The sequence below is a fragment of the Caldimonas thermodepolymerans genome (assembly GCF_015476235.1).
Classification (GTDB): Bacteria; Pseudomonadota; Gammaproteobacteria; order Burkholderiales; family Burkholderiaceae_C; genus Caldimonas; species Caldimonas thermodepolymerans.
On record NZ_CP064338.1, the window covers coordinates 1,597,613 to 1,623,041 of the forward strand.

General features: G+C 70.7%; 23 protein-coding genes and 2 tRNA genes. 17 read left to right on the forward strand and 8 right to left on the reverse strand.

Annotated features, from left to right (window positions below):
* Positions 1 to 22: 22 nt before the first annotated feature.
* Positions 23 to 1,477, forward strand: a complete 1,455-nt coding sequence (locus IS481_RS07525; protein WP_104356460.1) for a DNA recombination protein RmuC — start codon at positions 23 to 25, stop codon at positions 1,475 to 1,477.
* Positions 1,474 to 2,670: an MFS transporter gene (locus IS481_RS07530; protein WP_104356461.1), complete on the forward strand. Its 1,197-nt coding sequence runs from the start codon at positions 1,474 to 1,476 to the stop codon at positions 2,668 to 2,670. Before IS481_RS07525 ends, IS481_RS07530 begins: the two co-directional genes overlap by 4 nt.
* On the opposite strand, the gene mnmC is transcribed toward IS481_RS07530, so the two are convergent.
* The 3 genes from mnmC to earP form a co-directional block, all read right to left on the reverse strand.
* Complete coding sequence (mnmC, locus tag IS481_RS07535) at positions 2,633 to 4,588, reverse strand: bifunctional tRNA (5-methylaminomethyl-2-thiouridine)(34)-methyltransferase MnmC2/FAD-dependent 5-carboxymethylaminomethyl-2-thiouridine(34) oxidoreductase MnmC1 (RefSeq protein WP_104356462.1); 1,956 nt, start codon at positions 4,586 to 4,588, stop codon at positions 2,633 to 2,635. The genes IS481_RS07530 and mnmC overlap by 38 nt on opposite strands.
* 67 nt (positions 4,589 to 4,655) lie before the next feature.
* Positions 4,656 to 5,210, reverse strand: coding sequence for an elongation factor P (gene efp / locus IS481_RS07540; protein WP_104356463.1), 555 nt, complete (start codon positions 5,208 to 5,210; stop codon positions 4,656 to 4,658).
* A gap of 178 nt (positions 5,211 to 5,388) precedes the next feature.
* Positions 5,389 to 6,468: an elongation factor P maturation arginine rhamnosyltransferase EarP gene (gene earP / locus IS481_RS07545; RefSeq protein WP_104356464.1), complete on the reverse strand. Its 1,080-nt coding sequence runs from the start codon at positions 6,466 to 6,468 to the stop codon at positions 5,389 to 5,391.
* A gap of 54 nt (positions 6,469 to 6,522) precedes the next feature.
* Between earP and uvrC the strand changes: the two genes are divergently transcribed.
* The 4 genes from uvrC to IS481_RS07565 all read left to right on the forward strand — a co-directional run bounded on the left by uvrC (position 6,523) and on the right by IS481_RS07565 (position 10,551).
* Positions 6,523 to 8,427: an excinuclease ABC subunit UvrC gene (gene uvrC, locus IS481_RS07550; RefSeq protein WP_104356629.1), complete on the forward strand. Its 1,905-nt coding sequence runs from the start codon at positions 6,523 to 6,525 to the stop codon at positions 8,425 to 8,427.
* 51 nt (positions 8,428 to 8,478) lie between these two features.
* Entirely contained in the window at positions 8,479 to 8,985 is a 507-nt protein-coding gene (locus IS481_RS07555) for a hypothetical protein (protein WP_104356465.1), read from the forward strand.
* A 75-nt stretch (positions 8,986 to 9,060) separates the two neighbouring features.
* A complete protein-coding gene (pgsA, locus tag IS481_RS07560; protein ID WP_104356630.1) occupies positions 9,061 to 9,630 on the forward strand; it encodes a CDP-diacylglycerol--glycerol-3-phosphate 3-phosphatidyltransferase in 570 nt (189 codons plus the stop codon).
* Between the two features lie 27 nt (positions 9,631 to 9,657).
* On the forward strand, positions 9,658 to 10,551 hold the full coding sequence (locus tag IS481_RS07565; RefSeq protein ID WP_104356466.1) for a DMT family transporter: 894 nt from the start codon (positions 9,658 to 9,660) through the stop codon (positions 10,549 to 10,551).
* On the opposite strand, the gene IS481_RS07570 is transcribed toward IS481_RS07565, so the two are convergent.
* Entirely contained in the window at positions 10,496 to 11,500 is a 1,005-nt protein-coding gene (locus tag IS481_RS07570; protein ID WP_104356467.1) for a LysR substrate-binding domain-containing protein, read from the reverse strand. The genes IS481_RS07565 and IS481_RS07570 overlap by 56 nt on opposite strands.
* Positions 11,501 to 11,658: 158 nt before the next feature.
* Between IS481_RS07570 and IS481_RS07575 the strand changes: the two genes are divergently transcribed.
* The 8 genes from IS481_RS07575 to IS481_RS07610 all read left to right on the forward strand — a co-directional run bounded on the left by IS481_RS07575 (position 11,659) and on the right by IS481_RS07610 (position 18,135).
* Positions 11,659 to 12,114: a carboxymuconolactone decarboxylase family protein gene (locus tag IS481_RS07575; RefSeq protein WP_104356468.1), complete on the forward strand. Its 456-nt coding sequence runs from the start codon at positions 11,659 to 11,661 to the stop codon at positions 12,112 to 12,114.
* Between the two features lie 16 nt (positions 12,115 to 12,130).
* A complete protein-coding gene (locus IS481_RS07580) occupies positions 12,131 to 13,030 on the forward strand; it encodes a sigma-70 family RNA polymerase sigma factor (protein WP_104356631.1) in 900 nt (299 codons plus the stop codon).
* 112 nt (positions 13,031 to 13,142) lie between these two features.
* On the forward strand, positions 13,143 to 14,039 hold the full coding sequence (locus IS481_RS07585; protein WP_104356469.1) for an alpha/beta fold hydrolase: 897 nt from the start codon (positions 13,143 to 13,145) through the stop codon (positions 14,037 to 14,039).
* The gene (locus IS481_RS07590; protein WP_104356470.1) at positions 14,036 to 15,136 is read left to right on the forward strand and encodes a tartrate dehydrogenase; all 1,101 of its coding nucleotides are present in this window, start codon (positions 14,036 to 14,038) and stop codon (positions 15,134 to 15,136) included. The genes IS481_RS07585 and IS481_RS07590 overlap by 4 nt, the downstream gene beginning before the upstream one ends.
* Before the next feature lie 257 nt (positions 15,137 to 15,393).
* Positions 15,394 to 15,666: an HU family DNA-binding protein gene (locus IS481_RS07595; protein ID WP_104356471.1), complete on the forward strand. Its 273-nt coding sequence runs from the start codon at positions 15,394 to 15,396 to the stop codon at positions 15,664 to 15,666.
* A 59-nt stretch (positions 15,667 to 15,725) separates the two neighbouring features.
* A tRNA-Val gene (locus tag IS481_RS07600) sits at positions 15,726 to 15,801 on the forward strand.
* Between the two features lie 292 nt (positions 15,802 to 16,093).
* Entirely contained in the window at positions 16,094 to 17,995 is a 1,902-nt protein-coding gene (locus IS481_RS07605) for a peptidylprolyl isomerase (protein WP_104356472.1), read from the forward strand.
* Between the two features lie 64 nt (positions 17,996 to 18,059).
* Positions 18,060 to 18,135: transfer RNA gene (locus tag IS481_RS07610), tRNA-His, on the forward strand.
* Between the two features lie 151 nt (positions 18,136 to 18,286).
* On the opposite strand, the gene IS481_RS07615 is transcribed toward IS481_RS07610, so the two are convergent.
* The 4 genes from IS481_RS07615 to IS481_RS07630 form a co-directional block, all read right to left on the reverse strand.
* Positions 18,287 to 18,568 (reverse strand): hypothetical protein, encoded by a 282-nt coding sequence (locus tag IS481_RS07615; protein WP_104356473.1) that lies wholly within the window; start codon positions 18,566 to 18,568, stop codon positions 18,287 to 18,289.
* Between the two features lie 212 nt (positions 18,569 to 18,780).
* Entirely contained in the window at positions 18,781 to 19,752 is a 972-nt protein-coding gene (locus IS481_RS07620) for a PDR/VanB family oxidoreductase (RefSeq protein WP_104356474.1), read from the reverse strand.
* Complete coding sequence (locus tag IS481_RS07625; RefSeq protein ID WP_104356475.1) at positions 19,749 to 20,801, reverse strand: aromatic ring-hydroxylating dioxygenase subunit alpha; 1,053 nt, start codon at positions 20,799 to 20,801, stop codon at positions 19,749 to 19,751. Before IS481_RS07625 ends, IS481_RS07620 begins: the two co-directional genes overlap by 4 nt.
* A gap of 49 nt (positions 20,802 to 20,850) precedes the next feature.
* A complete protein-coding gene (locus IS481_RS07630; protein WP_104356476.1) occupies positions 20,851 to 21,726 on the reverse strand; it encodes an amidohydrolase family protein in 876 nt (291 codons plus the stop codon).
* 225 nt (positions 21,727 to 21,951) lie between these two features.
* Here IS481_RS07630 and IS481_RS07635 point away from each other — a divergent pair, with 225 nt between their 5' ends.
* Genes IS481_RS07635 through IS481_RS07645 form a run of 3 tightly spaced genes read left to right on the forward strand, consistent with a single transcriptional unit; the run spans position 21,952 to position 25,387 of the window.
* The gene (locus tag IS481_RS07635) at positions 21,952 to 22,758 is read left to right on the forward strand and encodes a crotonase/enoyl-CoA hydratase family protein (protein ID WP_104356477.1); all 807 of its coding nucleotides are present in this window, start codon (positions 21,952 to 21,954) and stop codon (positions 22,756 to 22,758) included.
* On the forward strand, positions 22,755 to 24,626 hold the full coding sequence (locus IS481_RS07640; protein WP_104356478.1) for a feruloyl-CoA synthase: 1,872 nt from the start codon (positions 22,755 to 22,757) through the stop codon (positions 24,624 to 24,626). The genes IS481_RS07635 and IS481_RS07640 overlap by 4 nt, the downstream gene beginning before the upstream one ends.
* Positions 24,623 to 25,387, forward strand: a complete 765-nt coding sequence (locus tag IS481_RS07645; RefSeq protein WP_104356479.1) for an SDR family NAD(P)-dependent oxidoreductase — start codon at positions 24,623 to 24,625, stop codon at positions 25,385 to 25,387. The genes IS481_RS07640 and IS481_RS07645 overlap by 4 nt, the downstream gene beginning before the upstream one ends.
* Positions 25,388 to 25,429 lie beyond the last annotated feature (42 nt).

Sequence of the window (25,429 nt, forward strand, 5' to 3'; positions counted from 1 at the left end):
GCGCCCTGCGACAATCCGGGGCATGACGATCGAGCATTGGCTGGCCGCGCTGGGCGCGGCCAATCTGATTCTGCTGTTGTGGCTGCTGCTGCGCCTGCGCGAGCGCGCGCGGCCGGCCAGCATCGACGACCTGCAGCGCCTGGTGCACGGCCAGGCCGACGCGCTCGGGCGCCTGGAGCGCGAGTTCCGCGACGAGCTGGGCCGCACCAGCGTGGCCACGCGCCAGGAGCTGGGCGGCACGCTGGCGCACCTGCAGCAGACGCTGCTGACCCAGCAGGGCGACGTGGCCCGCACCCAGAACGAGCAGATCGACAGCTTCCGCATCCAGCTCGCGACCATGCAGCAGATGGTCGCCGACACCCTGCGCGAGACCACCTCGGCGCTGACCGCGCAGGCGCATGCCGCGCGCGAGGCGCAGGAGGCGGCGCTCAAGCGCTTCGCCGATGCGCAGGGCGAGCAGCTGCGCGCGCTGTCCGAGGCCAACGAGCGGCGCCTGCTGGAGGTGCGCAACACGGTCGAGCAGCGGCTCGCCGCGCTGGCCGCGGACAACGAGAGGAAGCTCGAGCAGATGCGCCAGACGGTGGACGAGAAGCTGCACGCCACGCTCGAGCAGCGCTTGGGCGAGAGCTTCAAGCAGGTGGCCGAGCGGCTCGAGCAGGTGCACCGCGGCCTGGGCGAGATGCAGACGCTGGCGCAGGGTGTGGGCGACCTCAAGCGCGTGCTGACCAACGTGAAGACGCGCGGCGTGTTCGGCGAGATGCAGCTCGCGGCACTGCTCGAGCAGGTGTTCACGCCCGAGCAGTATGCGGTCAACGTCGCGACCGTGCCGGGCAGCCGCGAGCGGGTCGAGTTCGCGATCCGCCTGCCCGGGCGCGGCGACGACGGCGCGCCGATGTGGCTGCCGTTGGACGCGAAGTTCCCGCGCGAGGACTACGAGCGCCTGCTCGACGCGCAGGAACGCGCCGACCGCGAGGGGGCCGAGGCCGCGGCCAGGGCGCTGGAGCAGCGCATCCGCGACGAGGCGCGCACGATCAGCGCCAAGTACCTCGCGCCGCCGCACACCACCGATTTCGCGGTGCTGTTCGTGCCCACCGAAGGCCTGTACGCCGAGCTGCTGCGCCGCCCGGGCCTGGTCGAGGCGCTGCAGCGCGAGCACCGCGTGACGCTGGCCGGCCCGACCACGCTGCTGGCCATGCTCAACAGCCTGCAGATGGGCTTCCGCACGCTGGCGCTGGAGCGCCGCTCGTCCGAGGTGTGGAAGGTGCTGGGCGCGGTCAAGACCGAGTTCGCCAAGTTCGGCGAGGTGCTCGCGAAGGTGCGCGACCAGACCCAGACCGTGCTCAACACGCTCGACAAGGCCGAGGTGCGCACGCGCCAGATGACACGCGCGCTCAAGACCGTCGAGGCGCTGCCCGAGGCCGATGCGGCCGGGCTGCTGCCGCATGACGCGGCGGGAGAGGAGCGCGACGGATCATGATCTCCCGGCCGCTGGTCGCGCTGATCGGCGGTCAGGTGTGCCTCCATGCATGCATGGCGGGCACGCGCATGGCCGCTCCGCTGCTGGCCCTGAACCAGGGCCATTCCACCTGGGCCGTCGGCATCCTGCTGGCACTGTTCGGGCTCGGGCCGGCGTGCGTGGCGCTGAGCGCCGGGCGCCTGGCCGACCGCCATGGCTACCACCGCCCGGTGGCGATCGGGGTCGCGATGGTGGTGTCGGGTGCGCTGCTGGCGCTGGTGTTCCAGCACTACCTCGCGCTGTGCGTCGCGGCGGTGCTGACCGGCGGCGGCACCACGCTGGGCGGGCTGTCGATCCAGCGCACTGCCGGGCGCAGCGCCTCGGACCCGACGCAGCTCAAGCGCATCTTCAGCTGGCTCGCGCTCGGGCCGGCGTTCTCCAACTTCTTCGGCCCGCTGGCCGCGGGCGTGCTGATCGACGCGGCGGGCTTCCGCGCGGCGTTCGCGTTCCTCGCCCTGCTGCCGCTGCTGACGCTGTGGTGGGCGCGCCAGGTGCCGCGCGAGCCGGTGACCCCGGCCGCGGGCGGGCGGCGCTCGACGCTGTCGGCCCTGGACCTGCTGCGCCACGCGCCGCTGCGGCGCCTGCTGGTGGTCAACTGGACCATGTCCACCTGCTGGGACGTGCACGCCTTCGTCGTGCCCATCCTCGGGCACGAGCGGGCGCTGAGCGCCTCGGCGATCGGCTCCATCCTGGGTGCGTTCGCGGTGGCGTCGGTCGGGGTGCGGCTGCTGATCCCGCTGGTCGCCCACCGCGTGAAGGAGTGGCAGGTGCTGCTGGGGGCGATGGCCGCCTCGGCGCTGGTGTTCGCGCTGTACCCCCTGTCGGTGGACGCCTGGACCATGGGCCTGTGCTCGGTGCTGCTGGGCACCTCGCTCGGCGCGGTGCAGCCGATGGTGATGGCCACGCTGCACCAGGTCACGCCGCACGACCGCCAGGGCCAGGCGCTCGGGCTGCGCAGCCTGACGATCCATGCCTCGGCGTCGGTGATGCCGATGCTGTTCGGCGCGGCCGGGGCGGCGATCGGCGCGGCCCCGCTGTTCTGGGCGGCCACGGCGCTGATCGGCGTGGGTGCCTCGCGCATCGGCGGGCTGCGCCGCGACCTGGAGGCGCCGTCGCTCAGCCCGGCGGCGCCGGACGCCGCACCGCGCGGCTGACGAAGCGCGCCGCGTCGAGCGCCTCGCGCAGGTCGGCCTCGAGCGGGCAGGGCGCGCCGTCGATGCCCGCGGCCAGCACCTGCGCGGCGAGCGCCGACCAGGTGATGCCGCGCGAGCCCAGGCCTGTGTAGACGTACAGCCCGGGCACCCGCGGCACGAAGCGCGGGTGGTCGAGTCGCTCGCCGGGCTGCTGCAGCGCGCTTTCGTCCGGCACCCCGCCCAGCACGGGCAGGCGGTCGTCGGCCACGCAGCGCCAGCCGACCCGGCCGGGCAGGGTGGCGGCGTCGACATGCGGGCGGCTGCCGGTCAGGCGCTCGACCTGGGCCAGGTTGTGCAGGTGGTCGGCCTCGCGCAGCGCCGGGTCGGGGTCGTGGTGCAGCGTGGTCGCGCCGCACAGCACCTGGCCGTCGTGCGCCGGCAGCAGGTAGCCGGCCCCGGCCACCGGGCGCAGCGGCACGCGCAGTCCGGGCGTGCCGGCCGGCAGGAAGGTGGTCTGCCCGCGCACCGGCGCCAGCGGCCAGTGGCGCAGCCCGAGCAGCAGGGCCGCGTCGTTCGCGTTGGCCAGCACCACCACCGGCGCCTGGGCCAGCACCCGGCCGTGCGCATCCAGCAGCTGCCACCGTTCGCCGGCGCGCCGCAGGGCCTGCACCGCCAGGCCCGGGCGCCAGCGGATGCGCGGCTCGTCCTCGATCCAGGCGCGCGCCAGCTCGCCCGGGCGCAGCCAGCCGCCGCCGGGGTAGAACCAGGCCGGGCCCGGCAGGGGCAGGCCGCTCAGCGCGCGGGCTTCGGCCATGTCCACCGCGCGCACGTACTCGGGGGGCAGGCCGGTCGCAGCGATGGCCTGCTGCATGGCCTGCAGCGCCGCGTCCTCGCTGGGCCTGGGGGCCTGCAGGCGCAGCAGCCCGTCGAAGCCGCCGGCCAGCGGCCGTGTCGCGCGCAGCGCCTTCAGCATGCGTTCCAGGTGCAGGGCGGCGGCGCGGTTGAAGCGGGCGTGCGCGCCGTCCTGCGGGTTGACGATGCCGTGGAACAGCCCGCCCGGGTTGCCCGATGCCTCCTGCGCCGGGGCCGGGTGGCGGTCGACCAGCTCGCAGTGCCAGCCGAGCGCGGCCAGCGCGTGCGCCGCGGCGCAGCCGGCCAGGCCGGCGCCGACGATCACCGCCTCGCGGGTCGCCGCTGCGGCCGGCTGCCAGCCGCGCGGGCCTTCGGCGCGGAAGCGCGGGGCATGGCGGGCCACGGTCATGTCGCGCTTGCCACCGAAGCCGGGGGCGCGCTCGACCTCGAAGCCCGCGGCAGCCAGCCCGTCGCGCACGCCGCGCGCGGCGCTCCAGGTGGCGGCCGTCGCGCCCGGGGCGGCCAGCCGCCCCAGCGCCTTGAGCACCTGGGGCGCCCACATCTGCCCGTTCTTCGCCGGGGCGAAGCCGTCGAGGTAGAAGGCGTCGACCGAGGCGGCCAGCTGGGGCAGCCAGTCGGCCACATCTCCCAGCGCCAGCAGCAGCGTCACGCGCCCGTCGTCGAAGCCGAGCGTGTGCAGGCCCGGCGCCAGCGGTGGCCAGGCGTCGACCAGCGCGCGGGCCAGCTCGGGCAGGGCGTGGCCGGCATGCACGCGTTCCAGGTCGGGGCGCCGCAGGGGGTGCTTCTCGACCGAGACGAAGTACAGGCGCTCGCAGCGCTGCGGATCCTCGCGCCAGGCAGCCCAGGTGGCGAGGAAGTTGTTGCCCAGGCCGAAGCCGGTCTCCAGCACCGTGAAGCGCTCGCGGCCCTGCCAGCGGCCCGGCAGCCCGTTGCCGCCGAGGAACACGTGCCGCGCCTGCGCCAGCGCGCCGGCGGCGGTGTGGTAGACGTCGCCGAACAGCGGCGACCAGGGCACGCCCTCGGGGGTGAATCCGATCTCGGCCGGTTGCAGGGGGGCGCTCTTCATCGCGGCTCAGAAACGCAAAAGGGCACCGGTCGGTGCCCTTCGCTTGCAGTCCATGGGAACAAGGCGCTCAGACGCGCTTCTTGTACTCGTGGGTGCGGGTGTCGATTTCGACCTTGTCGCCTTGCGAGACGAAGATCGGCACCTGGATCTCGAAGCCGGTGGCGATCTTGGCCGGCTTCAGCACCTTGCCCGAGGTGTCGCCCTTGACGGCGGGTTCGGTCCAGGTGATCTCGCGCACCACGGTGGTGGGCAGCTCGACCGAGATGGCCTTGCCTTCGTAGAAGACCACCTCGCATTCCATGCCATCTTCCAGGTAGTGGATGGCGTCGCCCATGTTCTCGGCCTCGACCTCGTACTGGTTGTACTCGCTGTCCATGAACACGTACATCGGGTCGGCGAAGTAGGAGTAGGTGCACTCCTTCTTGTCGAGGATGATCTGGTCCAGCTTGTCGTCGGCCTTGAAGACGACTTCGGTGCCCGAGTTGCTCAACAGGCTCTTGAGCTTCATGCGCACGGTCGCGGCGTTGCGGCCCCCGCGGCTGTACTCGGTCTTGAGAACGACCATCGGGTCCTTGCCCTGCATGATCACGTTGCCGGCGCGAATTTCCTGTGCAAGCTTCATAGCGGTCCCTTTAGCGGGTGTCTGGTACCTGTTCGAGTCCGTGGTAACGGAAAAAGTGTGGCGCGTCCTACCGGCGCAAGATGAAAGACATCAACAGTCGACGGGTGTGCGCCACCTGCATTCGGTTCCGCACCGACCCGGAAACCGCACAAACCCAGAACGCGCAAAGCCCTATATTCTAGCGGGTTTGCCGGACGAACCGCAGCAACTGCGTCGCGAGGTCGGGTTGTGCGAGCAGTCCGTCGCGCCAGCGGCGCACCTGTGCCGCCCAGGCGTCGGCCGGCGGCCAGGTGGCCGGCAGCGCCGGGGCCATGCCGTTCCAGCCGTGCCACAGCGCCCGCAGCGGCGCGGCCAGCGCCGGGGCGGCGTCGGCCAGGAAGCGGTCCAGGAAGGCGTCCAGCTTGACCTCGTGTGCCGCGTCGCCTTGCGGGTAGATGTGCCAGACGAAGGGCTGCCCGGCCCACTGCGCGCGCACGAAGGAATCCTCGCCGCGCACGAAGTTCAGGTCGCAGGCCCACAGCAGCCGGTCGAAGCCGGTCTGCGGCAGCGGCGGCAGCCAGCCCAGGCGCAGGTTCCCTGCGACCGCCGTGCGACCCGGCTGCACCGGCAGGCCCAATGCCTCGGCCACCTGCTGCGCGGCCAGCCCCGGCGTGACCAGCAGCAGGGTGGGCGCCTGCGCGAGCTGCGCGAGCAGCGTCGGCAGCGCCGGGTTGCGGTAGCAGAAGAGGCTCGCGACCCGCTCGCCGGGCTGGCGGGCGAAGCCCAGCTGCGCCAGCCACGCGTCACCGTCGAAGGCCGGCCGCTCGGCCATCAGCCCGGGTTCGCGCAGCAGGCCGCCGGTGCGCGGCGTGAAGCCCGGGTAGAAGAAGTGCTTGCGCAGTCCGGCGCCCGGGCCGCTGAACTGCGGCGACAGCAGGCCGTGGCAGCGCTCGACGTAGTCCTCGGCGCTCAGGTACTCGAGGTTGATCCAGGCCGGCTGCGGTTGGCGCGCGGCCATGCCGGCGACGACCTCGGCGGGCAGCTCGCAGCCGAAGGCCTCGATCACCACGTCGCCCGGGGGCGGGAAGCGCGTCGCCGTGGTCCAGGCCTGCACCTCGACACCCGGCGCACCGTGCGGCGCCATCCAGTCCAGGGCGGAAAGGTCGTCGGCCCACAGCCGCACCTGCTCGCCGCGCGCGCCCAGGTCGGCCGCCAGCCGCCAGCACACGCCGATGTCGCCGTAGTTGTCGATGACCCGGCAGAAGATGTCCCAACGCATGCGGCGATTGTCGTGCAGCGGCGGCGTGTGCCGGCCTCGCGGCACAATTTCGCCATGACCGATGCCGTTGAGTCCGTTCCCGCCGACCCGGCCCGCGAGCGGCTGCTCGCCGAAGTGGCCGCGCTGCCGGGCCTGCCGGGCGTCTACCGCTACTTCGATGCGCAGGGCAACGTCCTGTACGTGGGCAAGGCGCGCAACCTGAAGAAGCGGGTCTCGAGCTACTTCCACAAGAACCATGGCGGCACGCGCATCGGCCACATGGTGTCCAAGATCGCGCGCATGGAGACCACGGTGGTGCGCTCCGAGGCGGAGGCGCTGCTGCTCGAGAACAACCTGATCAAGACGCTCAACCCGCGCTACAACATCCTCTTCCGTGACGACAAGAGCTACCCGTACCTGAAGATCGCCTCGCACGAGTACCCGCGCATGGCCTACTACCGCGGGTCGGTGGACCGCAAGCACCGCTACTTCGGCCCGTACCCCAGCGCCTGGGCGGTGAAGGAGTCGATCCAGCTGCTGCAGAAGGTGTTCCGCCTGCGCACCTGCGAGGACACCGTGTTCAGCAACCGCACGCGGCCCTGCCTGCTGTACCAGATCAAGCGCTGCTCGGGCCCGTGCGTCGGGCTGATCGGCGCGCAGGACTACGCGCGCGACGTCGACAACGCGGTGCGCTTCCTGGAGGGCGAGCAGCAGGAGGTGATGGACGCGCTGCAGGCGCAGATGATGGCGCACGCCGAGAAGCTGGAGTTCGAGAAGGCGGCCGAGATCCGCAACCAGCTTGGCGCGCTGTCGCGCGTGCTGCACCAGCAGGCGGTGGACACCGGCTCGGACAAGGACGCCGACGTGCTGGCCGTCAAGGTGCTGGGCGGCCGGGCCTGCGTGAACCTGGCGATGGTGCGCGGCGGCCGGCACCTGGGGGACCGGGCCTACTTCCCGAAACACGTCGAGGAGGCCACCGCGCTGCCGACCGAGGAGGAAGACACCGCGCCCGAGGCGCCGGTGGAGGTGCAGGTGCTGGAGGCCTTTATCGCCCAGCACTACCTCGAAGGCGGCGCGCCGCCGCTGCTGGTGCTCAGCCACCCGGTCGACAAGGCGCTGATGGAGGCGCTGTCGCAGCAGTGCGGCGTGAAGATCACCGCGGTGCACCAGCCGCGCGAGCAGCGCCGTGCCTGGCTGGAGATGGCGGTCAAGGGGGCCGAGCTGGCGCTGGCGCGGCTGCTGGCCGAGGAAGGCTCGCAGCAGGCGCGCACCCGCGCGCTGGTCGAGGCGCTGCAGCTGCCGGTCGAGAACCTCGACGCCTTCCGCATCGAGTGCTTCGACGTCAGCCACACCGCGGGCGAGGCGACGCAGGCTTCCTGCGTCGTCTACGAGCAGCACCGGATGCAGCCCTCGCAGTACCGCCGCTACAACATCGAGGGCGTGACCGGCGGCGACGACTACGCGGCGATGCGCCAGGTGCTCACGCGCCGCTACGCCAAGCTCGCCGAGGCGGCGCAGCAGGGCGAGGCGCGCCTGCCGGACCTGGTGCTGGTCGACGGCGGCAAGGGGCAGGTGTCGGTGGCGCGCGAGGTGTTCGAGGAGCTGGACCTGGACCTGGGCCTGATCGTCGGCGTCGAGAAGGGCGAGGGGCGCAAGGTCGGCCTCGAGGAACTGGTGTTCGCCGACGGGCGCGAGAAGGTCTACCTCGGCAAGGACTCGGCCGCGCTGATGCTGGTCGCGCAGATCCGCGACGAGGCGCACCGCTTCGCGATCACCGGGATGCGTGCGCGGCGCGCCTCGGTGCGCACCGGTGGCTCGAAGCTGGAGGACATTCCGGGCGTCGGCCCCAAGAAGCGGGCTAGACTCCTGCAGCGCTTCGGCGGCCTCAAGGGCGTGAGCAGCGCCGGCGTCGAGGACCTGGCCTCGGTCGACGGCATCTCCCGCGAGCTGGCCGAAGAGATCTACCGTGCATTGCACTGAACCACCAAGGTGAGCGGCACGCGCCCCGCGCGTGCGGAAGAGGGACACGAGATGGACAAGCAACGTGGCAACGGCCGGGCATGGCGCCTGCCTGCCGCCGTGGCGACGCTGGGCGCGGCGGTCGCGGCGATCATGAGCGGCTGTGCGCAGAAGGGCCCGACGCCGGCGCCGTCCGCCGGACGGCCGGAAACCCCGCCCGCGACCCGGCCGGCGCCGCCGGCGCCCCAGCTGCCGGCGCGCAACTGGACGCAGTACAAGTTGCAGGCCGGGCAGCGCATTGCGGCGGCCAACGCCGACGCGGTGTACCTGGATGCGCCGCCGGACGTCCTGCTGGCGATCCCGGTGCTGGAAATCGAGCTCAACGCCAACGGCAGCGTGCGCCGCATCGAGGTGCTGCGCCACCCTCGCCAGGCCAGGGACACCACCCAGCTGGCGATCGACGCGGTGCGCCGCGCCGGCCCGTTCGCGAGCGTCGCGCACCTGCCCAAGCCCTGGAAGTTCACCGAGACCTTCCTGTTCCGCGACGACCGCAAGTTCAAGCCCCGTTCGCTCGACTGAACGCCCGGCCCTGGCCCGCCGGCGCCGTGGCTGCGCGCCAGCGGGGTGGGCCCGGTTTGCGCCACAATGGCCGCCATGTTCTTCAACCTTCCCACGTTGCTGACCTGGGCGCGCATCGTCGCCATCCCGCTGATCGTGGGCGTGTACTACCTGCCCCAGCTCGACGGGCCGACGCGCAACCTGATCGCGACAGTGCTGTTCATCGTGTTCGCGGCCACCGACTGGCTCGACGGCTGGCTGGCACGCCGCCTCAACCAGACCTCGTCGTTCGGCGCCTTCCTCGACCCGGTGGCGGACAAGTTCCTCGTCTGCGCGTCGCTGCTGATCCTGGTGCAGCTGGACCGGGTCAATGCGCTGGTGGCGCTGGTCATCATCGGCCGCGAGATCGCGATCTCGGCGCTGCGCGAGTGGATGGCACAGATCGGCGCGTCGCGCAGCGTGGCGGTGCACCTGCTGGGCAAGGCCAAGACCATGACCCAGATGGTCGCGATCCCGTTCCTGCTCTACGACGGGCTGCTGTTCGGCGTGCTCGACACCAAGATCTGGGGCACCGGCCTGATCTACATCGCCTGCATCCTGACCATCTGGTCGATGGTCTACTACCTGCGCAAGGCGCTGCCCGAAATCCGCGCGCGGTCGCGCTGAACCCCGCGGCCCGTACCGAGCAGCGCCATGCCCGCCGACCGGTCCGTCCTGCTGCGCGTGATGCCCTGGGTGTTCGTGCTGATCTGGAGCACGGGCTTCATCGTCGCGCGCTACGGCATGCCCTACGCGCCGCCCCTGGGGTTCCTGTGCTGGCGCTACGGGTTGTCGATCGCCTGCTTCCTGGTCTGGATCCGGCTCGCGCGCGCGCCCTGGCCGCAGGGCCGCGAGCAGTGGCTGCACCTGGCCGTCAGCGGCGCGCTGATGCACGGCACCTACCTCGGCGGCGTGTGGGCCGCGGTCAAGGCCGGCATGGGGGCGGGCACGGTGGCGCTGATCGTCGGCCTGCAGCCGGTGCTGACCGCGGTGTGGATCAACGCGACCGGCTCGACCCACGCCCGCGTCAGTCGCCGCCAGTGGACCGGGCTGCTGCTCGGCCTGCTGGGGCTGGTGCTGGTGGTGCAGCGCAAGCTGGGCGTCGGCGAGCTCAACCTGCACAACTTCGCGCTCGCGCTGCTGGCGCTGGCCGCGATCACGGTGGGTACGCTGTACCAGAAGCGCCACGTGCGCACCGGCGATGCGCGCACCGCGAACACGGTGCAGCTGCTCGCGGCGCTGGCGGTGTCGTTGCCGTTCGCGCTGCTCGAGAGCGAGCCGATCCAGCTGCACCCGCACTTCATCGGCGCGCTGGCCTGGTCGGTGTTCGGCCTGACGCTGGGCGGCAGCTCGCTGCTCTACATCCTGATCCAGCGCGGCGCCGCGACCATGGTGACCAGCCTGCTGTACCTCGTGCCGCCGTGCACCGCGGTGATGGCCTGGGTGCTGTTCGACGAGCCGCTGGGCTGGTCCACGCTGGCCGGGATGGCGCTCACCGCCTGCGGGGTGGGGTTGGTCGTGCGCTCGCCGGGCCAGCGCGCCGGCTGACGCCCTCGGTGGCCGTGCCCGGCAGCGGTTGCAGCCAGGGCGGGTCGGCCAGGTGCCGGGCCAGGTGCTCCTGCAGCAGGCGCAGCCGCAAGGGCACCGCGCTGCCCGGGCGGCGCGGCGGCAGCACCCAGTGCACGTCGGCATCCAGCATCGCGTACTCGGGCAGCACGTGCACCAGCCGGCCCTCGGCGAGCAGGGCGTGCACGTCCCACAGCGAGCGCAGCATGATGCCGTGGCCGGCCAGCGCCCAGTCGCGCGCCACCTCGCCGCTGTTGGTCGACAGCGCCCCGTGCACCTGCACCGTCACCGGCCCGCCGCGCCGGCCGTCCACCGGGGCGAGCTTCCAGGCGGTGGACTTCGCCTCGTCCTCGCGGACCACCAGGCAGGCGTGCTGCGCCAGTTCCTGCGGGGTCCGCGGCAGGCCGTGGCGTTGCGCGTAGGCGGGCGCGGCCACCAGCACGCGCCGGTTCGACGCCAGCTTGCGCGTCACCGTGCTCGCGCGACGCGGCGACCACAGCCAGACCGCCGCGTCGAACCCGGCGGCGGCCAGGTCGGGCAGGCGCTCCATCAGGTGCAGCTGGATCTCCACGTGCGGGTGGGCGCGCTGGAACCCGGCCAGCGCGGGTGCGACCCAGCGCCGCCCGAAGCCGAACGAGGAGGCCAGGCGGACCGTGCCGCGCGCCTCGCCGACGCTATCCTGCAGTTCCGACTCCAGCGACGCCAGCCCGGCCAGCAGCTCGCGCGCCCGCGCGCAGAACAGCTCGCCCTCGTCGGTCAGTGCCAGGCGCCGCGTGGTGCGGTGGAACAGGCGCACGCCCAGCCGCGATTCCAGCGCGGCGAGCCGCTTGGTGACGGCCGGCGGCTCCAGGTCCAGCGCGCGGGCGGCCGCGGCCAGGCTGCCCTGTTCGGCCGCCTGCACGACCAGCAGGAGTTCGTGGTGCTCGATCATCGTTTCCCGCGGAGAAGGAATCCCGGGGCGATTATTGACTTGACGGCAAGGTCGGCGCGCAAGTCCCATGCGGTGGTGCGGGCAGGCGCCGATGTCACACTGGTCGCGGCTGCTTCGTCTTGTGGGTGTCATCCCCAACCGTCAAGGAGAAGCAAGCCATGCAACAACGCATCGATGCCCTGCGTGTCGTTCCCGAACTGATGCAAGCCATGGTGGCCCTGGAGGAACGCGTGGCCGCCGCCGGACTGGAGCCGGCGCTGCGTCACCTGGTCAAGACCCGCGCCTCGCAGATCAACGGCTGCGCCTTCTGCGTCCACATGCACACCCGCGAAGCGCGCCGGGACGGCGAAAGCGAGGAACGTCTCTACCTGCTGAGCGCCTGGCGCGAGTCGCCGCTCTACACCGAGCGCGAGCGCGCCGCGCTGGCCTGGACCGAGGCCGTCACGCGGGTGGCCGAAACCGGCGCACCGGATGCAGACTACGAGGCCATGCGACAGCATTTCGACGAGAAGGAAGCCGCGGCGCTGACATTCCTGATCGCGACGATCAACGCCTGGAACCGGCTGGGCATCGCCTTGCGCAAGGTGCACCCGGTGGGAAAGGAGGCCGCCTGACGTGACGACCACGGCGTTGCAGCCCTCCGCAGGCGCGGCCGAGAGCTTCCTGGCCCACCGGGGGCTGCTGTTCCGGCTGGCCTACCGCATGCTCGGCTCCGTCGCCGAAGCCGAGGACGTGGTGCAGGAGGCCTACCTGCGCTGGGAGGCGGCCGATCGCGCCCGCGTGCTGAATCCGCGCGCCTTCCTCGCGCGCACGGTGACCCACCTGTGCCTGGACCACCTCAAGTCGGCCCGCGTGCAGCGCGAGGAGTACGTCGGCCCCTGGCTCCCGGAGCCGCTGGTGGTCGACTGGGACACGGGCGTGGACACCACGCCGGCCGAGGATCTGTCGACCGCGCTGATGCTCGCGCTCGAGCGCCTGTCGCCGCTGGAGCGCGCGGTGTTCCTGCTGCACGACATCTTCGAGATGGATTTCCCGGAGATTGCCCAGCTGCTCGAGCGCAGTCCCGCCGCCTGCCGGCAGCTGGCCGTGCGCGCCCGCGCCAACCTGCGGCACGAGCGACCGCGCTTCCCGGTCTCGGTGGAGGAGGGGGCGGCCATCGTGTCCGCGTTCAACCGGGCGGCCCGCGAGGGCGACGTGGCGGCGCTGCGCGACCTGCTGGCCGAGAACGTGGTGCTGTATTCGGACGGCGGCGGGCGGCGCGCCGCCGCCTTGCGCCTGGTGAGCGGCTGGCAGAAGGTCGCGCGCTTCTACGCCGGCCTGGCACGCAAGGGGCTCATCGCGCCGGCGCGCGTGCAGCGCCTGGCCTGGGTCAACGGGTTGCCCGGTCTCGTGACCGTGGAGCCCGACGGATTGCCGCAGTGCCTGAGCCTGGACATCCGCGACGGACGTGTCCACGCGATCTACGTGGTGCGCAATCCGGACAAGCTGCGGCACCTGGGCCTCGCCCCGGCAGGCCAGGGCGACGCTTGAACGAGCGGGGCGAGCCGGCCCGGGGATGGTTTCCCGGTGTTTCCTGCCGGGAAGGAATCGATTGCCTGATTGTTGCTTGTGGGCGCTGCGCCCCGGGCGCAGAATCCCGCGCATGTTCGCAGGCTTCGAATCCCGCACCATCGAACTGCCCGGCCGCCCCGGCGCCCATGTGTACGCGCGCATCGGCGGCCGCGGGCCGGCGCTGCTCCTGCTGCACGGCCATCCCCAGACCCACGTGATGTGGCACCGTGTGGCCGGGGCGCTGGCGCAGCGCCACACGGTGATCGCGATGGACCTGCCTGGCTACGGCGACTCCTGGCGGCCCGCACCGGACGAGCAGCACCTCAACCACAGCAAGCGGCACATGGCCGAAGCCGTCGACGACGCGATGCAGGTGCTCGGCCACGCGCGCTACGCGGTGTGCGCGCACGACCGCGGCGCGCGCGTCGCGCACCGGCTCGCGGTGGACCGCCCGCAGCGCGTCAGCCGCCTGATGCTGCTCGACATCGCACCGACGCTGGCGATGTACGAGCACACCAGCGATGCCTTCGCGCGCGCCTACTGGCACTGGTTCTTCCTGATCCAGCCGGCACCGCTGCCCGAGCGCCTGCTCGGGCACGACCCGGTGTTCTACCTGCGCAGCGTGCTGGGCCGCCGCTACGCGGGACTGGCCGCCTTCGACCCGCTGGCGATGCGCGAGTACGAGCGCTGCATCGCGCTGCCCGGCACCATCGCCTCGATCTGCGAGGACTACCGTGCCTCGGCCACCATCGACCTCGAGCACGACCGGGCCGACATGGCCGCCGGCCGGCGCGTGGAGCAGCCGCTGCGCGTGCTGTGGGGCGCGCGCGGCGTGGTGGGGGCGAACTTCGACGTGCTGGCGCTGTGGCGCGAACGCGCGCGCGAAGTCGACGGCCGCGCGCTCGACTGCGGCCATTACATTGCCGAGGAGCTGCCGCAGGCGCTGCTCGAAGAGATGCAGGACTTTTTTCCAGGAGTGACGGAATGACCCAGGCAGGCAGCAAGCTGCGCATCGCGGTGATCGCCGGTGACGGCATCGGCAAGGAAGTGATGCCCGAGGGGCTGCGGGTGCTCGACGCGGCCGCACGGCGCTTCGGCATCCCGCTGCACTTCGACGAGTTCGAATTTTCCAGCTGGGACTACTACGAGCGCCACGGCAAGATGCTGCCGGACGACTGGAAGGAGCAGATCGGCGGGCATGACGCGATCTACTTCGGCGCGGTCGGCTGGCCCGAGAAGATCCCCGACCACGTCTCGCTGTGGGGCTCGCTGCTGCGCTTCCGCCGCGAGTTCGACCAGTACGTCAACCTGCGCCCGGCGCGCCTGATGCCCGGCATCCGCTCGCCGCTGGTGCGGCGCGACGGCAGCGCGCGCCAGCCCGGCGAGATCGACATGGTGATCGTGCGCGAGAACACCGAAGGCGAGTACTCGAGCATCGGGGGGCGCATGTTCGAGGGCACCGACCGCGAGGTGGTGATCCAGGAAACCGTGATGACCCGCACCGGCGTGGACCGTGTGCTGAAGTTCGCGTTCGACCTGGCGCAGTCGCGCCCGAAGAAGCACCTGACCTCGGCCACCAAGTCCAACGGCATCTCGATCACGATGCCGTACTGGGACGAGCGCGTCGAGGCGATGGCGAAGTCGTATCCCGAGGTCCGCGTCGACAAGTTCCACATCGACATCCTCACGGCGCACTTCGTGCAGCGGCCGGAGCACTTCGACGTGGTGGTGGCGAGCAACCTGTTCGGTGACATCCTGAGCGACCTGGGCCCGGCGTGCACCGGCACCATCGGCATCGCGCCGTCGGCCAACCTCAACCCGGATCGCCGCTTCCCGTCGCTGTTCGAGCCGGTGCACGGCTCGGCGCCGGACATCGCCGGGCGGCACATCGCGAACCCGATCGGCCAGATCTGGTCCGGCGCGCTGATGCTCGACTTCCTCGGCCATCGGCAGGCGCACGATGCGATCCTTGCGGCCATCGAGACGGTGCTCGACCCGGCCAACGACGGGCCGCGCACGCCCGACCTGGGCGGCAAGGCGAGCACCAGCGACCTGGGGCGCGCGATCGAGGCGGCACTGGCCTGATCGTGCTGCGGTGCGGCAGGCCTCGCCCCTCGGTCCTGCCGCGCCTTCCCTCCGATGGGGGAGCCCGTGTCGCGCACGCATGCACCACCCTGGGCCTGCGTGAAATACGCATAGAATCCCGCGCTTGACACTGCGTAGGGCGATGGCTGTAATTGGTCGCGCAGTGACGGCGCTGCCTGCGGACCTTCCCGACGCGCTCTTGCACCGCGACCTCGCACAGAATCCATCCGTGAGACACCTTTGAGAGGGGGTATTTCGTGAACAAGACAGAACTGATCGAGCACATCGCCAAGCAGGCCGACATTTCCAAGGCTGCTGCCAGTCGCGCGCTCGAAGCCATGATCAGCGGCGTGCGCACCACGCTGAAGAAGGGCGGCACGGTTTCCCTGGTCGGCTTTGGAACCTTTGCCGTCAGCAAGCGTGCCTCCCGCACGGGCCGCAACCCCCGCACCGGCGCAGTCATCAAGATCAAGGCGGCCAAGGTGCCGAAGTTCCGTCCGGGCAAGGCGCTCAAGGACGCGGTCAACTGAGCGACGTATGATTGCGGATGCCGGGAGGGAGCGCATCCCTCCCGGCATCGTTCTGTTTCGGGTGCTTAGCTCAGCTGGTAGAGCGGCGCCCTTACAAGGCGTAGGTCGGCGGTTCGATCCCGTCAGCACCCACCACGAGACAGACATCGGCGATGCAGCGGGCTTGGAGCGATTCCGGGCCTTTTGTTTTTGCGGGCGCTGCACCGAAAGCGGGCATCGAGGTCGGCTAAACTAGCCGCTCGTCACGCCCGGGGGCGATCCGGCCAGGCCAGCCGGGCCCCGACATTCCAGGCAGCCCGTCACTCGCGACTGCAAGGTGAACAAGGCGAACCGCGGTTCGCCTTTTCTGCTTTTCTGACAGCAGCCTTACAGGCGCGGGCGTATCCGGTTGCCGGGCGGTCATCGAGTCAGAGGTCGAGGTTTCTTCATGTTCGATTTCGTTCGCAACAACACGCGCGTCCTGTTCTTCGTGTTGCTGTTGCTGATCATTCCTTCGTTCGTCTTCTTCGGCGTGCAGGGCTACACCCAGTTCCGCGAAGGGGCCAACGAAGTGGCCCGGGTGGCCGGCAAGCCCATCAGTGCCGCCGAGCTGGATGCCGCGCATCGCGAACAGATCGAGCGCATCCGCCAGCAGATGCCGGGCCTGGACATCAAGCTGCTCGACACGCCGGAGATGAAGCGCGAGACGCTGGAGGCCCTGGTGCGCCAGCGCGTGATGGCCGAAGCGATGGCCGACATGCACCTGGTCACCGACGACGTGCGCCTGCAGCGCCTGTTCCAGACCGATCCGCAGCTGGCCTTCCTGCGCAACGCCGACGGCACGCTCAACCGCGACCTGCTGGCCATGCGCGGCATGACGCCGGCCATGTTCACCGAAAGCCTGCGCCGCGAATACTCGCTGCGCCAGGTGATGCAGGGCGTCTCGCAGAGCACCGTCGCAGGCCAGGGCGTGACCGATGCCGCGCTGGATGCCTTCCTGCAGCAGCGCGAAATCCAGGTCGCGCTCTTCGATGCCAAGGAGTACACCGGCCGCATCGACCCGAGCGAGGAAGAGCTGAAGGCGTATTACGACAACCCGGCGAACGCGACGCTGTTCCAGCAGCCTGAGCAGGTCAGCATCGAATACGCCGTGCTCGACCTGGAAACCGTCAAGCGCGGCATCAGCGTGCCGGAAGACAAGCTGCGCGAGTACTACACGCAGAACGAGTCGCTCTACGCGACGCCGGAAGAACGCCACGCCAGCCACATCCTGGTGCAGTCCGCGGCCAGTGATCCGGCCGAGAAGCGCCAGGCCGCCAAGGCCAAGGCCGAACAGCTGCTGGCCGAGGTGAAGCAGAACCCGGCGCGCTTCGCCGAGGTTGCGAAGCAGCACTCCGACGATCCCGGCTCCAAGGGCAACGGCGGCGACCTGGGCTTCTTCGGCCGCAGCGCGATGGTCAAGCCGTTCGCCGACACCGTGTTCGCGATGAAGCCGGGCGAGATCAGCGACGTGGTCGAGACCGACTTCGGCTACCACATCATCCGCCTGCACGAAGTGCGCGGCGGCGACAAGAAGCCCTTCGAGGCGGTGCGCGCGCAGATCGAGGAGGACGTGCGCAAGCAGCTGGCCCAGCAGGAGTACGCCGAGGCGGCCGAGCAATTCAGCAACCTGGTCTACGAGCAGGACGACAGCCTTGCGCCGGTGGCCGAGAAGCTCAAGCTCGAGGTGCGCACCGCGCAGAACCTCACCCGCGAGCCCGGCGTCGACGCCCAGGGCCCGCTGGCCAACCCGCGCTTCCTGGAAGCCGTGTTCGACGAAGAGGCCGTGCGCAGCAAGCGCAACACCAAGGCCGTCGAGATCGGCCCGAACCAGCTGGCGGCTGCGCGCGTGCTCGAGCACGTGCCGGCGCGCACGCTGCCCTTCGAGGAGGTGAAGGACCGCGTGCGCGAGCGCGTGATCGCCCAGCAGGCCGCTGCCGCGGCGCGCCAGGACGGCGAGGGCCAGCTGGCCGCCTGGAAGGCCGCGCCGGACAGCGCCCAGTTGCGCTCGCCCGTCACCGTCTCGCGCGTGCAGCCGCAGCAGCTGCCGCGCCAGGTGATCGACGCCGCGCTGAAGGCCGATCCCGAACAGCTGCCCGCCTGGGTGGGCGTGGACCTGGGCGAGCAGGGCTACGCGGTCGTGAAGGTCAACAAGCTGGCCGGTCGCGCCGAGCTGCCCGGCGGCCGCAAGCTCGACGACGAGTACCGCCAGGCCTGGTCGGCCGTGGAGGCCGACGCCTACTACGAGATGCTGAAGAAGCGCTACAAGGTCGAGATCAGCTACCGCGGCGACGGCGCTTCGGTGCAGTGATCGCGCAAGCTTTCACGACGCTGGCACAACTTGAGGCAAGCACGCTATAATCTCTGACTCTTCGGTGGCTGTAGCTCAGTTGGTAGAGTCCCAGATTGTGATTCTGGTTGTCGTGGGTTCGAGTCCCATCAGCCACCCCAGATAACGAAGGCCCTCCTTGCGAGGGCCTTTTCTTTTGTCCTCGGCGCCGCGGCCTCGCGGGGCCCAATGGCTGCGGTGGATGGGTGCCCGCGGCACTGGCGCGGGATGTTCGTGTCGAGGGCGGCAGGACCGATTCGTGGTCTCAGGGCCTCAGGCGCCCAGGTACAGCTGCTTCGTGTGCGCAACGACCTTGAGCGTGTCGTCCCAGGAACCGTCGCCGCGGAACAGTTGCAGCTGCGCCAGCGTTGCCGCCGTGGCGCGCGCCCAGTCGTCGCGGATGTGTTCGGGCAGGCGCCGGGTGCGGTGGTCGAGGTACCAGCCCTGCTTCTCCCGCGTGAGCTGGCCCTGCTTGGCCATCGAGACCGCCGCGTAGGTGTACTTGAACAGCGCGTCGTCCATCTCGGCGGAGTGGCACGCGGCCTGGCGGCGCATGGCTTCATCTTCGGCCGGCTGGCAGCCTTGGAGCAAGGCGGCGAGGGGAAGGGCCAGCAGGGCGGACGTCGCCAGCCGGGCGAGGGGAGGACCAAACTGCATCGCGCGGATTTTGCGTCATTTTGTAAACGGCGCTCCTGCATGACGGGTGCCAGCCCAGCCTTTCCCCATGTCCGGCGTGCAGGCGGTCCGCTGGTGCCCGCTGCGGCGCGCTACAGGTCCAGCACCAGCCGCGGCGTCTTCGCGCGCGAGCAGCAGGGCGTGAACTGGTCGTTCGCCGCCTGTTCCTCGGGGGTGAGGTAGAGGTCGCGGTGGTCGGGGATGCCGTCGAGCACGCGCGTGAGGCAGGTGCCGCACACGCCCTGTTCGCAGGAGGTGGGCACGAAGATGCCGGCCGCGCTCAGCGCCTGCGTGACGGTCTGGTCGCCGGGCACCGCGATCACGCGGCCGGTGCGGGCGAGTTCCACCTCGAACGCGCCGTCGCCGGCCGAAGGCGCGACTTCGGCGCTGAAGTACTCGTGGTGCAGCCGGGACGCATCCCAGCCGCGCGCGCGGGCGAGCGCCAGGGCTTCGTCGATCAGGCGCAGCGGCCCGCAGACGTAGAGGTGCGTGTCGGTCGGCACGCGGGCGAGCAGGGCGCCAAGGTCCAGCCGCTGCGCCCCGGGGCCGCTGCTGTAGTGGAAGCGCACCTGCCCGGCAAAGCGCGAGGCGGCGATGCGTGCGGCAAACGCCGCGTGCGCGGGCGAGCGGGCGCAGTAGTGCAGCTCGAAGGGCTGGCCGTCGCGCGCCAGCTGCTCGGCCATCGCGAGCAGCGGCGTGATGCCGATGCCGCCGGCCAGCAGCAGGCTGGGACCGCCGTCCGCGGCCAGCGGAAAGCGGTTCCGCGGGGCGCTGACCGTGAGGCGGTCGCCGACCTGCACGCGCTCGTGCAGGGCCTGCGAGCCGCCGCGCGAGGCCGGCTCGCGCCGCACGGCGATCAGGTAGCGGTGGCGCTCGGCCGGGTCGTTGCACAGCGAGTAGGGCCGCACCAGGCCGGGGGCGATCTCGACCTCGACATGCGCGCCGGCCGTGAACGCGGGCAGCGTGCCGCCGTCGGCCGCGACCAGCTCGAAGCTGCAGATGTCCTGCGCCTCGACCGTCCGGGCCGCCACCCGCACCTGCAGGGTGGGCGTGGCCTCGCTCATGCAGCGGCCCCGGCCGTCGCGCCGGCGCGTTCGGCGGCGATCAGGCGCTCGATCACGCGGCGCGACTGCACGCCGCCGGCGTCGATGTTGAGCGCGAGCAGCTGGCGGTCGGGCCAGTGCTCGAGGTTGCGCTGCTGGCGCTCCAGCATCTCGAGGTCTTCGCTGAAGATCTTGCCCTGGCCCTTGCGGATGGCTTCGGTGAGCTCCGGATCGTCGGGCTTGAAGTGGCGCGCCATGCCCCAGAAGTACCACATCGTGTTCTCGGTCTCGGGGGTGAGGAAGTCCACCACGATGCTGTAGACCTTGTCCTTGTTGTCGGCGTGGTAGCCGCCGCGGCCGGCCAGCGCGACGCCGACCTCGATCATCACGTGGCTGGGCGGGCTGAAGCGGCAGATCTGCCAGCGGTCCACCGGCTGGTCCTCGGGCAGGCCTGCGCCGCGCAGCGCCATGCGCCAGAAGGGCGGGGCGCTGATGTTGTTCATGAAGCGGCTGGTGACGACCTCGTCGCCCTCGACGTGGGTGGTCGGCGTGGTCTCGTCGATCTCCTTCTGGCCGATGCTGTCGGCGTGCACGTAGGTCTCGTGCGTGAGGTCCATCAGGTTGTCGATCATGAGCCGGTAGTCGCAGCGGATGTGGTAGAGCCCGCCGCCGTAGGCCCACTCGGGGTGGCCGGCCCAGTGCAGGTGGTGGATCCTGGCCGGGTCGGCCTGCGCCGGGTCGCCGGGCCAGACCCAGATGAAGCCGTAGCGCTCGACGGCCGGGTAGCTGCGCACCGGCGGGAAGCCGCGTACGCGCTGGTTGGGCATGGCCACCGTGCGGCCGTCGCAGCCCATCTGCAGGCCGTGGTAGCCGCACACCAGCTTGCCGTCGACCACGCGGCCGAGCGACAGCGGCGCGCCCCGGTGCGGGCAGAAGTCCTCCAGCGCGACGACCTGGCCCTCCGGGCCGCGGAAGAAGACGATCGGTTCGTTGCAGATGGTGCGTCCCAGCGGCTTGCCGTCGATCTCGTCGGGCGTGCAGGCCACGTACCAGGCGTTCTTCGGGAACATCGGCTTGTCTCCTCTTCTCGTCATGTGGCGGGGTGCAGGCCGGCAGGCTTCAGCCGGCCGCCGGCTGCAGGCCCAGCAGGCGCGCCGCGTTGTCCTTCAGGATCAGCGGATGCACCTCGGGCCGGAAGCCGGCTTCCTGGAAGTCCTTCATCCAGCGGTCCGGCGTGATGAGCGGGAAGTCCGAGCCGAACAGCACGCGGTCCTTGAGCAGCGTGTTGGCGTACTGCACCAGCTGCGGCGGGAAGTACTTCGGGCTCCAGCCGGACAGGTCGATCCAGACGTTGGGCTTGTGCATGGCCACGGACAGCGCCTCGTCCTGCCAGGGCCAGGACGGGTGCGCGATGACGATCTGCATGTCGGGGAAGGCGATCGCCACGTCGTCCAGGTGCATCGGATTGGAGTACTCCAGGCGCAGCCCGCCGCCGCAGCGCATGCCCGAGCCGATGCCCGAGTGGCCACTGTGGAAGATGGCCGGCATCCGGTGTTCGGCGATCACCTCGTAGATGGGCCAGGCCATCCGGTCATAGGGGTAGAAGCCCTGCACCGTGGGGTGGAACTTGAAGCCCTTGACGCCGTACTCGGTGATCAGGCGGCGCGCCTCGCGTGCCCCCATCTTGCCCTTGTGCGGGTCGATGCTGGCGAAGGCCATCATCATGTCGCTGTTCTTCTGCGCGGCTTCGGCGATCTCCTCGTTGGGGATGCGGCGGCGGCCGATCTGTGCCTCGGCGTCGACCGTGAACATCACCAGGCCGATGCGGCGTTCGCGGTAGTACTGCACCGTCTCCTCGATCGTGGGGCGCCGGTTGGACTTGAAGTACTTGTCCGCGGCCCGGTCGAACTCCTCCCCGTAGTTGTCGAACGGGTTCCAGCACGACACCTCCGCGTGCGTGTGCATGTCGATGGCGATCAGGTTCTCGAGCTTCATGGGCGGCTCCGGGATGGCCGGTCGTTGCGATCTGCATTGATTAAATCATTTAACGGATATCGTGTCACCGCATCCCCTGGGCGGGACCCCGGTTTGACCCATGAAGTCAGGGTTTTACCTGACTCACCACGGAGGATCGTGCAAGCCTGCTGCGGGTTAGTCCCAGGTCCCTGGAATCGGCATTTACTTAATATCAATAACGATTCGCGCCGACTCCAAGCATCCATGAGCTCAATCTCCGACTTTCCTCACCGGTTCGACCTGCTGCAGATCCAGGTCGACGGCCCGGTGGCCCATGTCCGGCTGAACCGGCCCGCCAAGCGCAACGCGATCAACGACGACCTGATCGCGCAGCTGCACACCTGCTTCGTGAACCTGCCGCAGGAGATCTGCGCCGTGGTGCTGAGCGGCGCCGGGGAGCACTTCTGCGCGGGGCTGGACCTGTCCGAGCTGTCCGACCGCAGCGTCGCCGAGGGCATCGTGCATTCGCGCATGTGGCATGCGGCCTTCGACCAGATCCAGTTCGGCCGCGTGCCGGTGATCGCGGTGCTGCACGGCGCGGTGGTCGGCGGCGGGCTGGAGCTGGCCAGCTCGGCCCACATCCGCGTCGCCGAGGACAGCACCTACTACGCCCTGCCCGAGGGCCAGCGCGGCCTGTTCGTGGGCGGCGGCGGCTCCGCCCGGGTGCCGCGGCTGATCGGCGTGGCCCGCATGATGGACATGATGCTGACCGGGCGGGTGCTCGATGCCGACGAAGGCCAGCAGACCGGCCTGTCGCAGTACCGCGTGGGGGGCGGCCAGGGCGTGGCCAAGGCCATGGAGCTGGCGCACCGCATCGCGGGCAACGCGCCGCTGTCCAACTACGCGGTGCTGCACGCGTTGCCCCGCATCGCCGAAATGTCGCAGCCGGAAGGCCTGTTCGTCGAATCGTTGATGGCTGCCATTGCCCAGGGGGATCCGGCGGCGAAGGAGCGCATGCGCGCGTTCCTCGAGGGCAAGGCAGGCAAGGTCACCAAGTCGCAGCAGTCATGAGCACCGCACCGATCTATCGAGCCGCGCGTATCGGCGGCTGCCTGGAAGCCGTGGTCACCGAGCGTCCGGGAGGCATCTTCGAACTGCGCTCCACCGAGCCGCTGGGCGAGTACCCGCGGCGGCTCACCGACCGGCTGGAACACTGGGCCCGGGTCGCCCCGGACCGCACCTTTGCCGCACGACGCCACAAGGGCGGCGACTGGGTGCACATCAGCTACCGCGAGATGCTGCAGCGCGCGCAGGCGGTCGGCCAGGCGCTGCTCGAACGCGGCCTGTCGCCCGAGCGGCCGGTGGTGATCCTGTCCGAGAACGACCTGGAGCACCTGACCCTGGCGTTCGGGGCGATGTGGGCCGGCGTGCCGTTCGCGCCGATCTCGCCGGCGTACTCGCTGATCTCGCAGGACTTCGGCAAGCTGCGCCACATCATCGGGAAGCTCACCCCCGGTCTGGTGTTCGCGTCGCGCGGCGACGCCTATGCCCGCGCGATCGAGGCCTGCGTGGCGCCGGACGTCGAGGTGGTGCTGACCGAGGGCGAGGTGCCCGGCCGCCGCACGACGCCGTTCGAGGCGCTGCTCGCGACCCCGCCCGGCGCGGCGGTGCAGGCGGCGCACGAGCAGGTCGGGCCGGACACCATCGTCAAGTTCCTGTTCACCTCGGGCTCGACCAAGACGCCCAAGGGGGTGATCAACACGCACCGGATGATGTGCGCCAACCTGCAGATGCTGGCGCAGAGCCTGGCCTTCCTGACCGACGAGCCGCCGGTGCTGGTGGACTGGCTGCCCTGGAACCACACCTTCGGCGGCAACCACAACGTGGGCATCACGCTCTACAACGGCGGCACGCTCTACATCGACGACGGCCGGCCGACCCCGGCGGGCATCCACGAGACGCTGCGCAACCTGCGCGAGATCTCGCCGACGATCTACTTCAACGTGCCCAAGGGCTTCGAGGAGATCGCCGCGGCGATGGAGGAGGACCGCGTGCTGCGCGAGAGCCTGTTCCGGCGCGTCAAGGCCTTCTTCTATTCGGGAGCGGGGTTGTCGCAGCCGGTGTGGGACCAGCTGCACCGCCTGGCGGAGCAGACGGTGGGCGAGCGCATCCCGATGATGACCGGGCTGGGCATGACCGAGACCGCGCCGTCGTGCATGTTCGCGCTGCGTCCGGGCATCCAGTCGGGCCACATCGGCCTGCCGTGCCCGGGCGTGGAGGTCAAGCTGGTGCCGCTGGAAGGGAAGGTGGAGGTGCGCTTCCGCGGGCCGAACGTGATGCCGGGCTACTGGCGCGAGCCGCAGCTCACCGCCGAGGCTTTCGACGAGGAGGGCTACTACCGCACCGGCGATGCAGTGAAGTTCGTCGACCCGGCCGACCCGCAGAAGGGGCTGATGTTCGACGGCCGCATCGCCGAGGACTTCAAGCTGGCCACCGGCACCTTCGTCAGCGTGGGCCCGTTGCGCGCGAAGATCATCGCGATGGGCGCGCCGCTGGTGCAGGACGTGGTGATCACCGGCCTGAACCGCAACGAGGTGGGCATGCTGGTGTTCCCGCGCGTCGACGAATGCCGCAAGCGTGCCCGGATGGGGGCCGACGTGCCGGTGTCGCAGGTGCTGCAGCATCCCGAGGTGCGCGGCTTCTTCCAGGAACTGCTGGACCGGCTCTGGAACGAAGGCACCGGCAGCGCCAACCGGGTGGCCCGGGCCTGGGTGCTGGAGGAGCCGCCGTCGATCGACCGCGGCGAGATCACCGACAAGGGATCGATCAACCAGCGTGCGGTGCTGACGCATCGGGCAGCGGTCGTCGACGCGCTCTATGAGGGCGGCATCGGCAACCCGTCGGTGCTGCTGCCGCGTACGTCGGAGGTGCTGGCATGAACGTGCAGGGACGATCGGTCGTCGTGACCGGCGGCGGCTCCGGCCTGGGGGCCGAGACCGCACGCGAGCTGGCGCGCCTGGGTGCGCGCGTCGCGGTGCTCGACGTGAACGCGCAGGCGGCGCAGCAGGTCGCGGCCGAGGTCGGCGCACTGGCGCTGGCGTGCGACATCACCGACAGCGCGAGCGTGGAAAACGCCCTGGCCGCGGCGCGGGAGGCGCATGGCCCGCTGCGTGCCTTGCTGAACGTTGCGGGCATCGGCGGGGCGCGCCGGGTGGTCGGCAAGGACGGCAAGCCGATGCCGCTGGAGGACTTCAAGCGCATCATCGACGTCAATCTGGTGGGCACCTTCAACGTGATCCGCCTGGCGGCTGCCGAGATGGTCGCCACCGAGCCGCTGGAAGACGGCGAGCGCGGCGTGATCGTCTGCACCGCCTCGGTGGCGGCCTTCGACGGCCAGGTCGGCCAGGAGGCCTATGCCGCTTCGAAGGGCGGGCTGGTGTCGCTGACGCTGCCGCTGGCACGCGACCTGGCGCAGCACGGCGTGCGGGTGTGCACGATCGCGCCGGGGCTGTTCCTCACGCCGCTGCTGTACCAGCTGCCCGAGGAGGTGCAGCAGTCGCTGGCGGCATCGATCCCGTTCCCCAAACGCCTGGGCAAGCCGCAGGAGTTCGCACAGCTGGCGGCCCACATCCTTGCCAATCCCTCGCTCAACGGCGAGGTGATCCGGCTCGACGGCGCATTGCGCCTGCCGCCACGCTGAGCGGTTTCTTCTTCTTTTTCCAACGACAACCACGGAGACAAG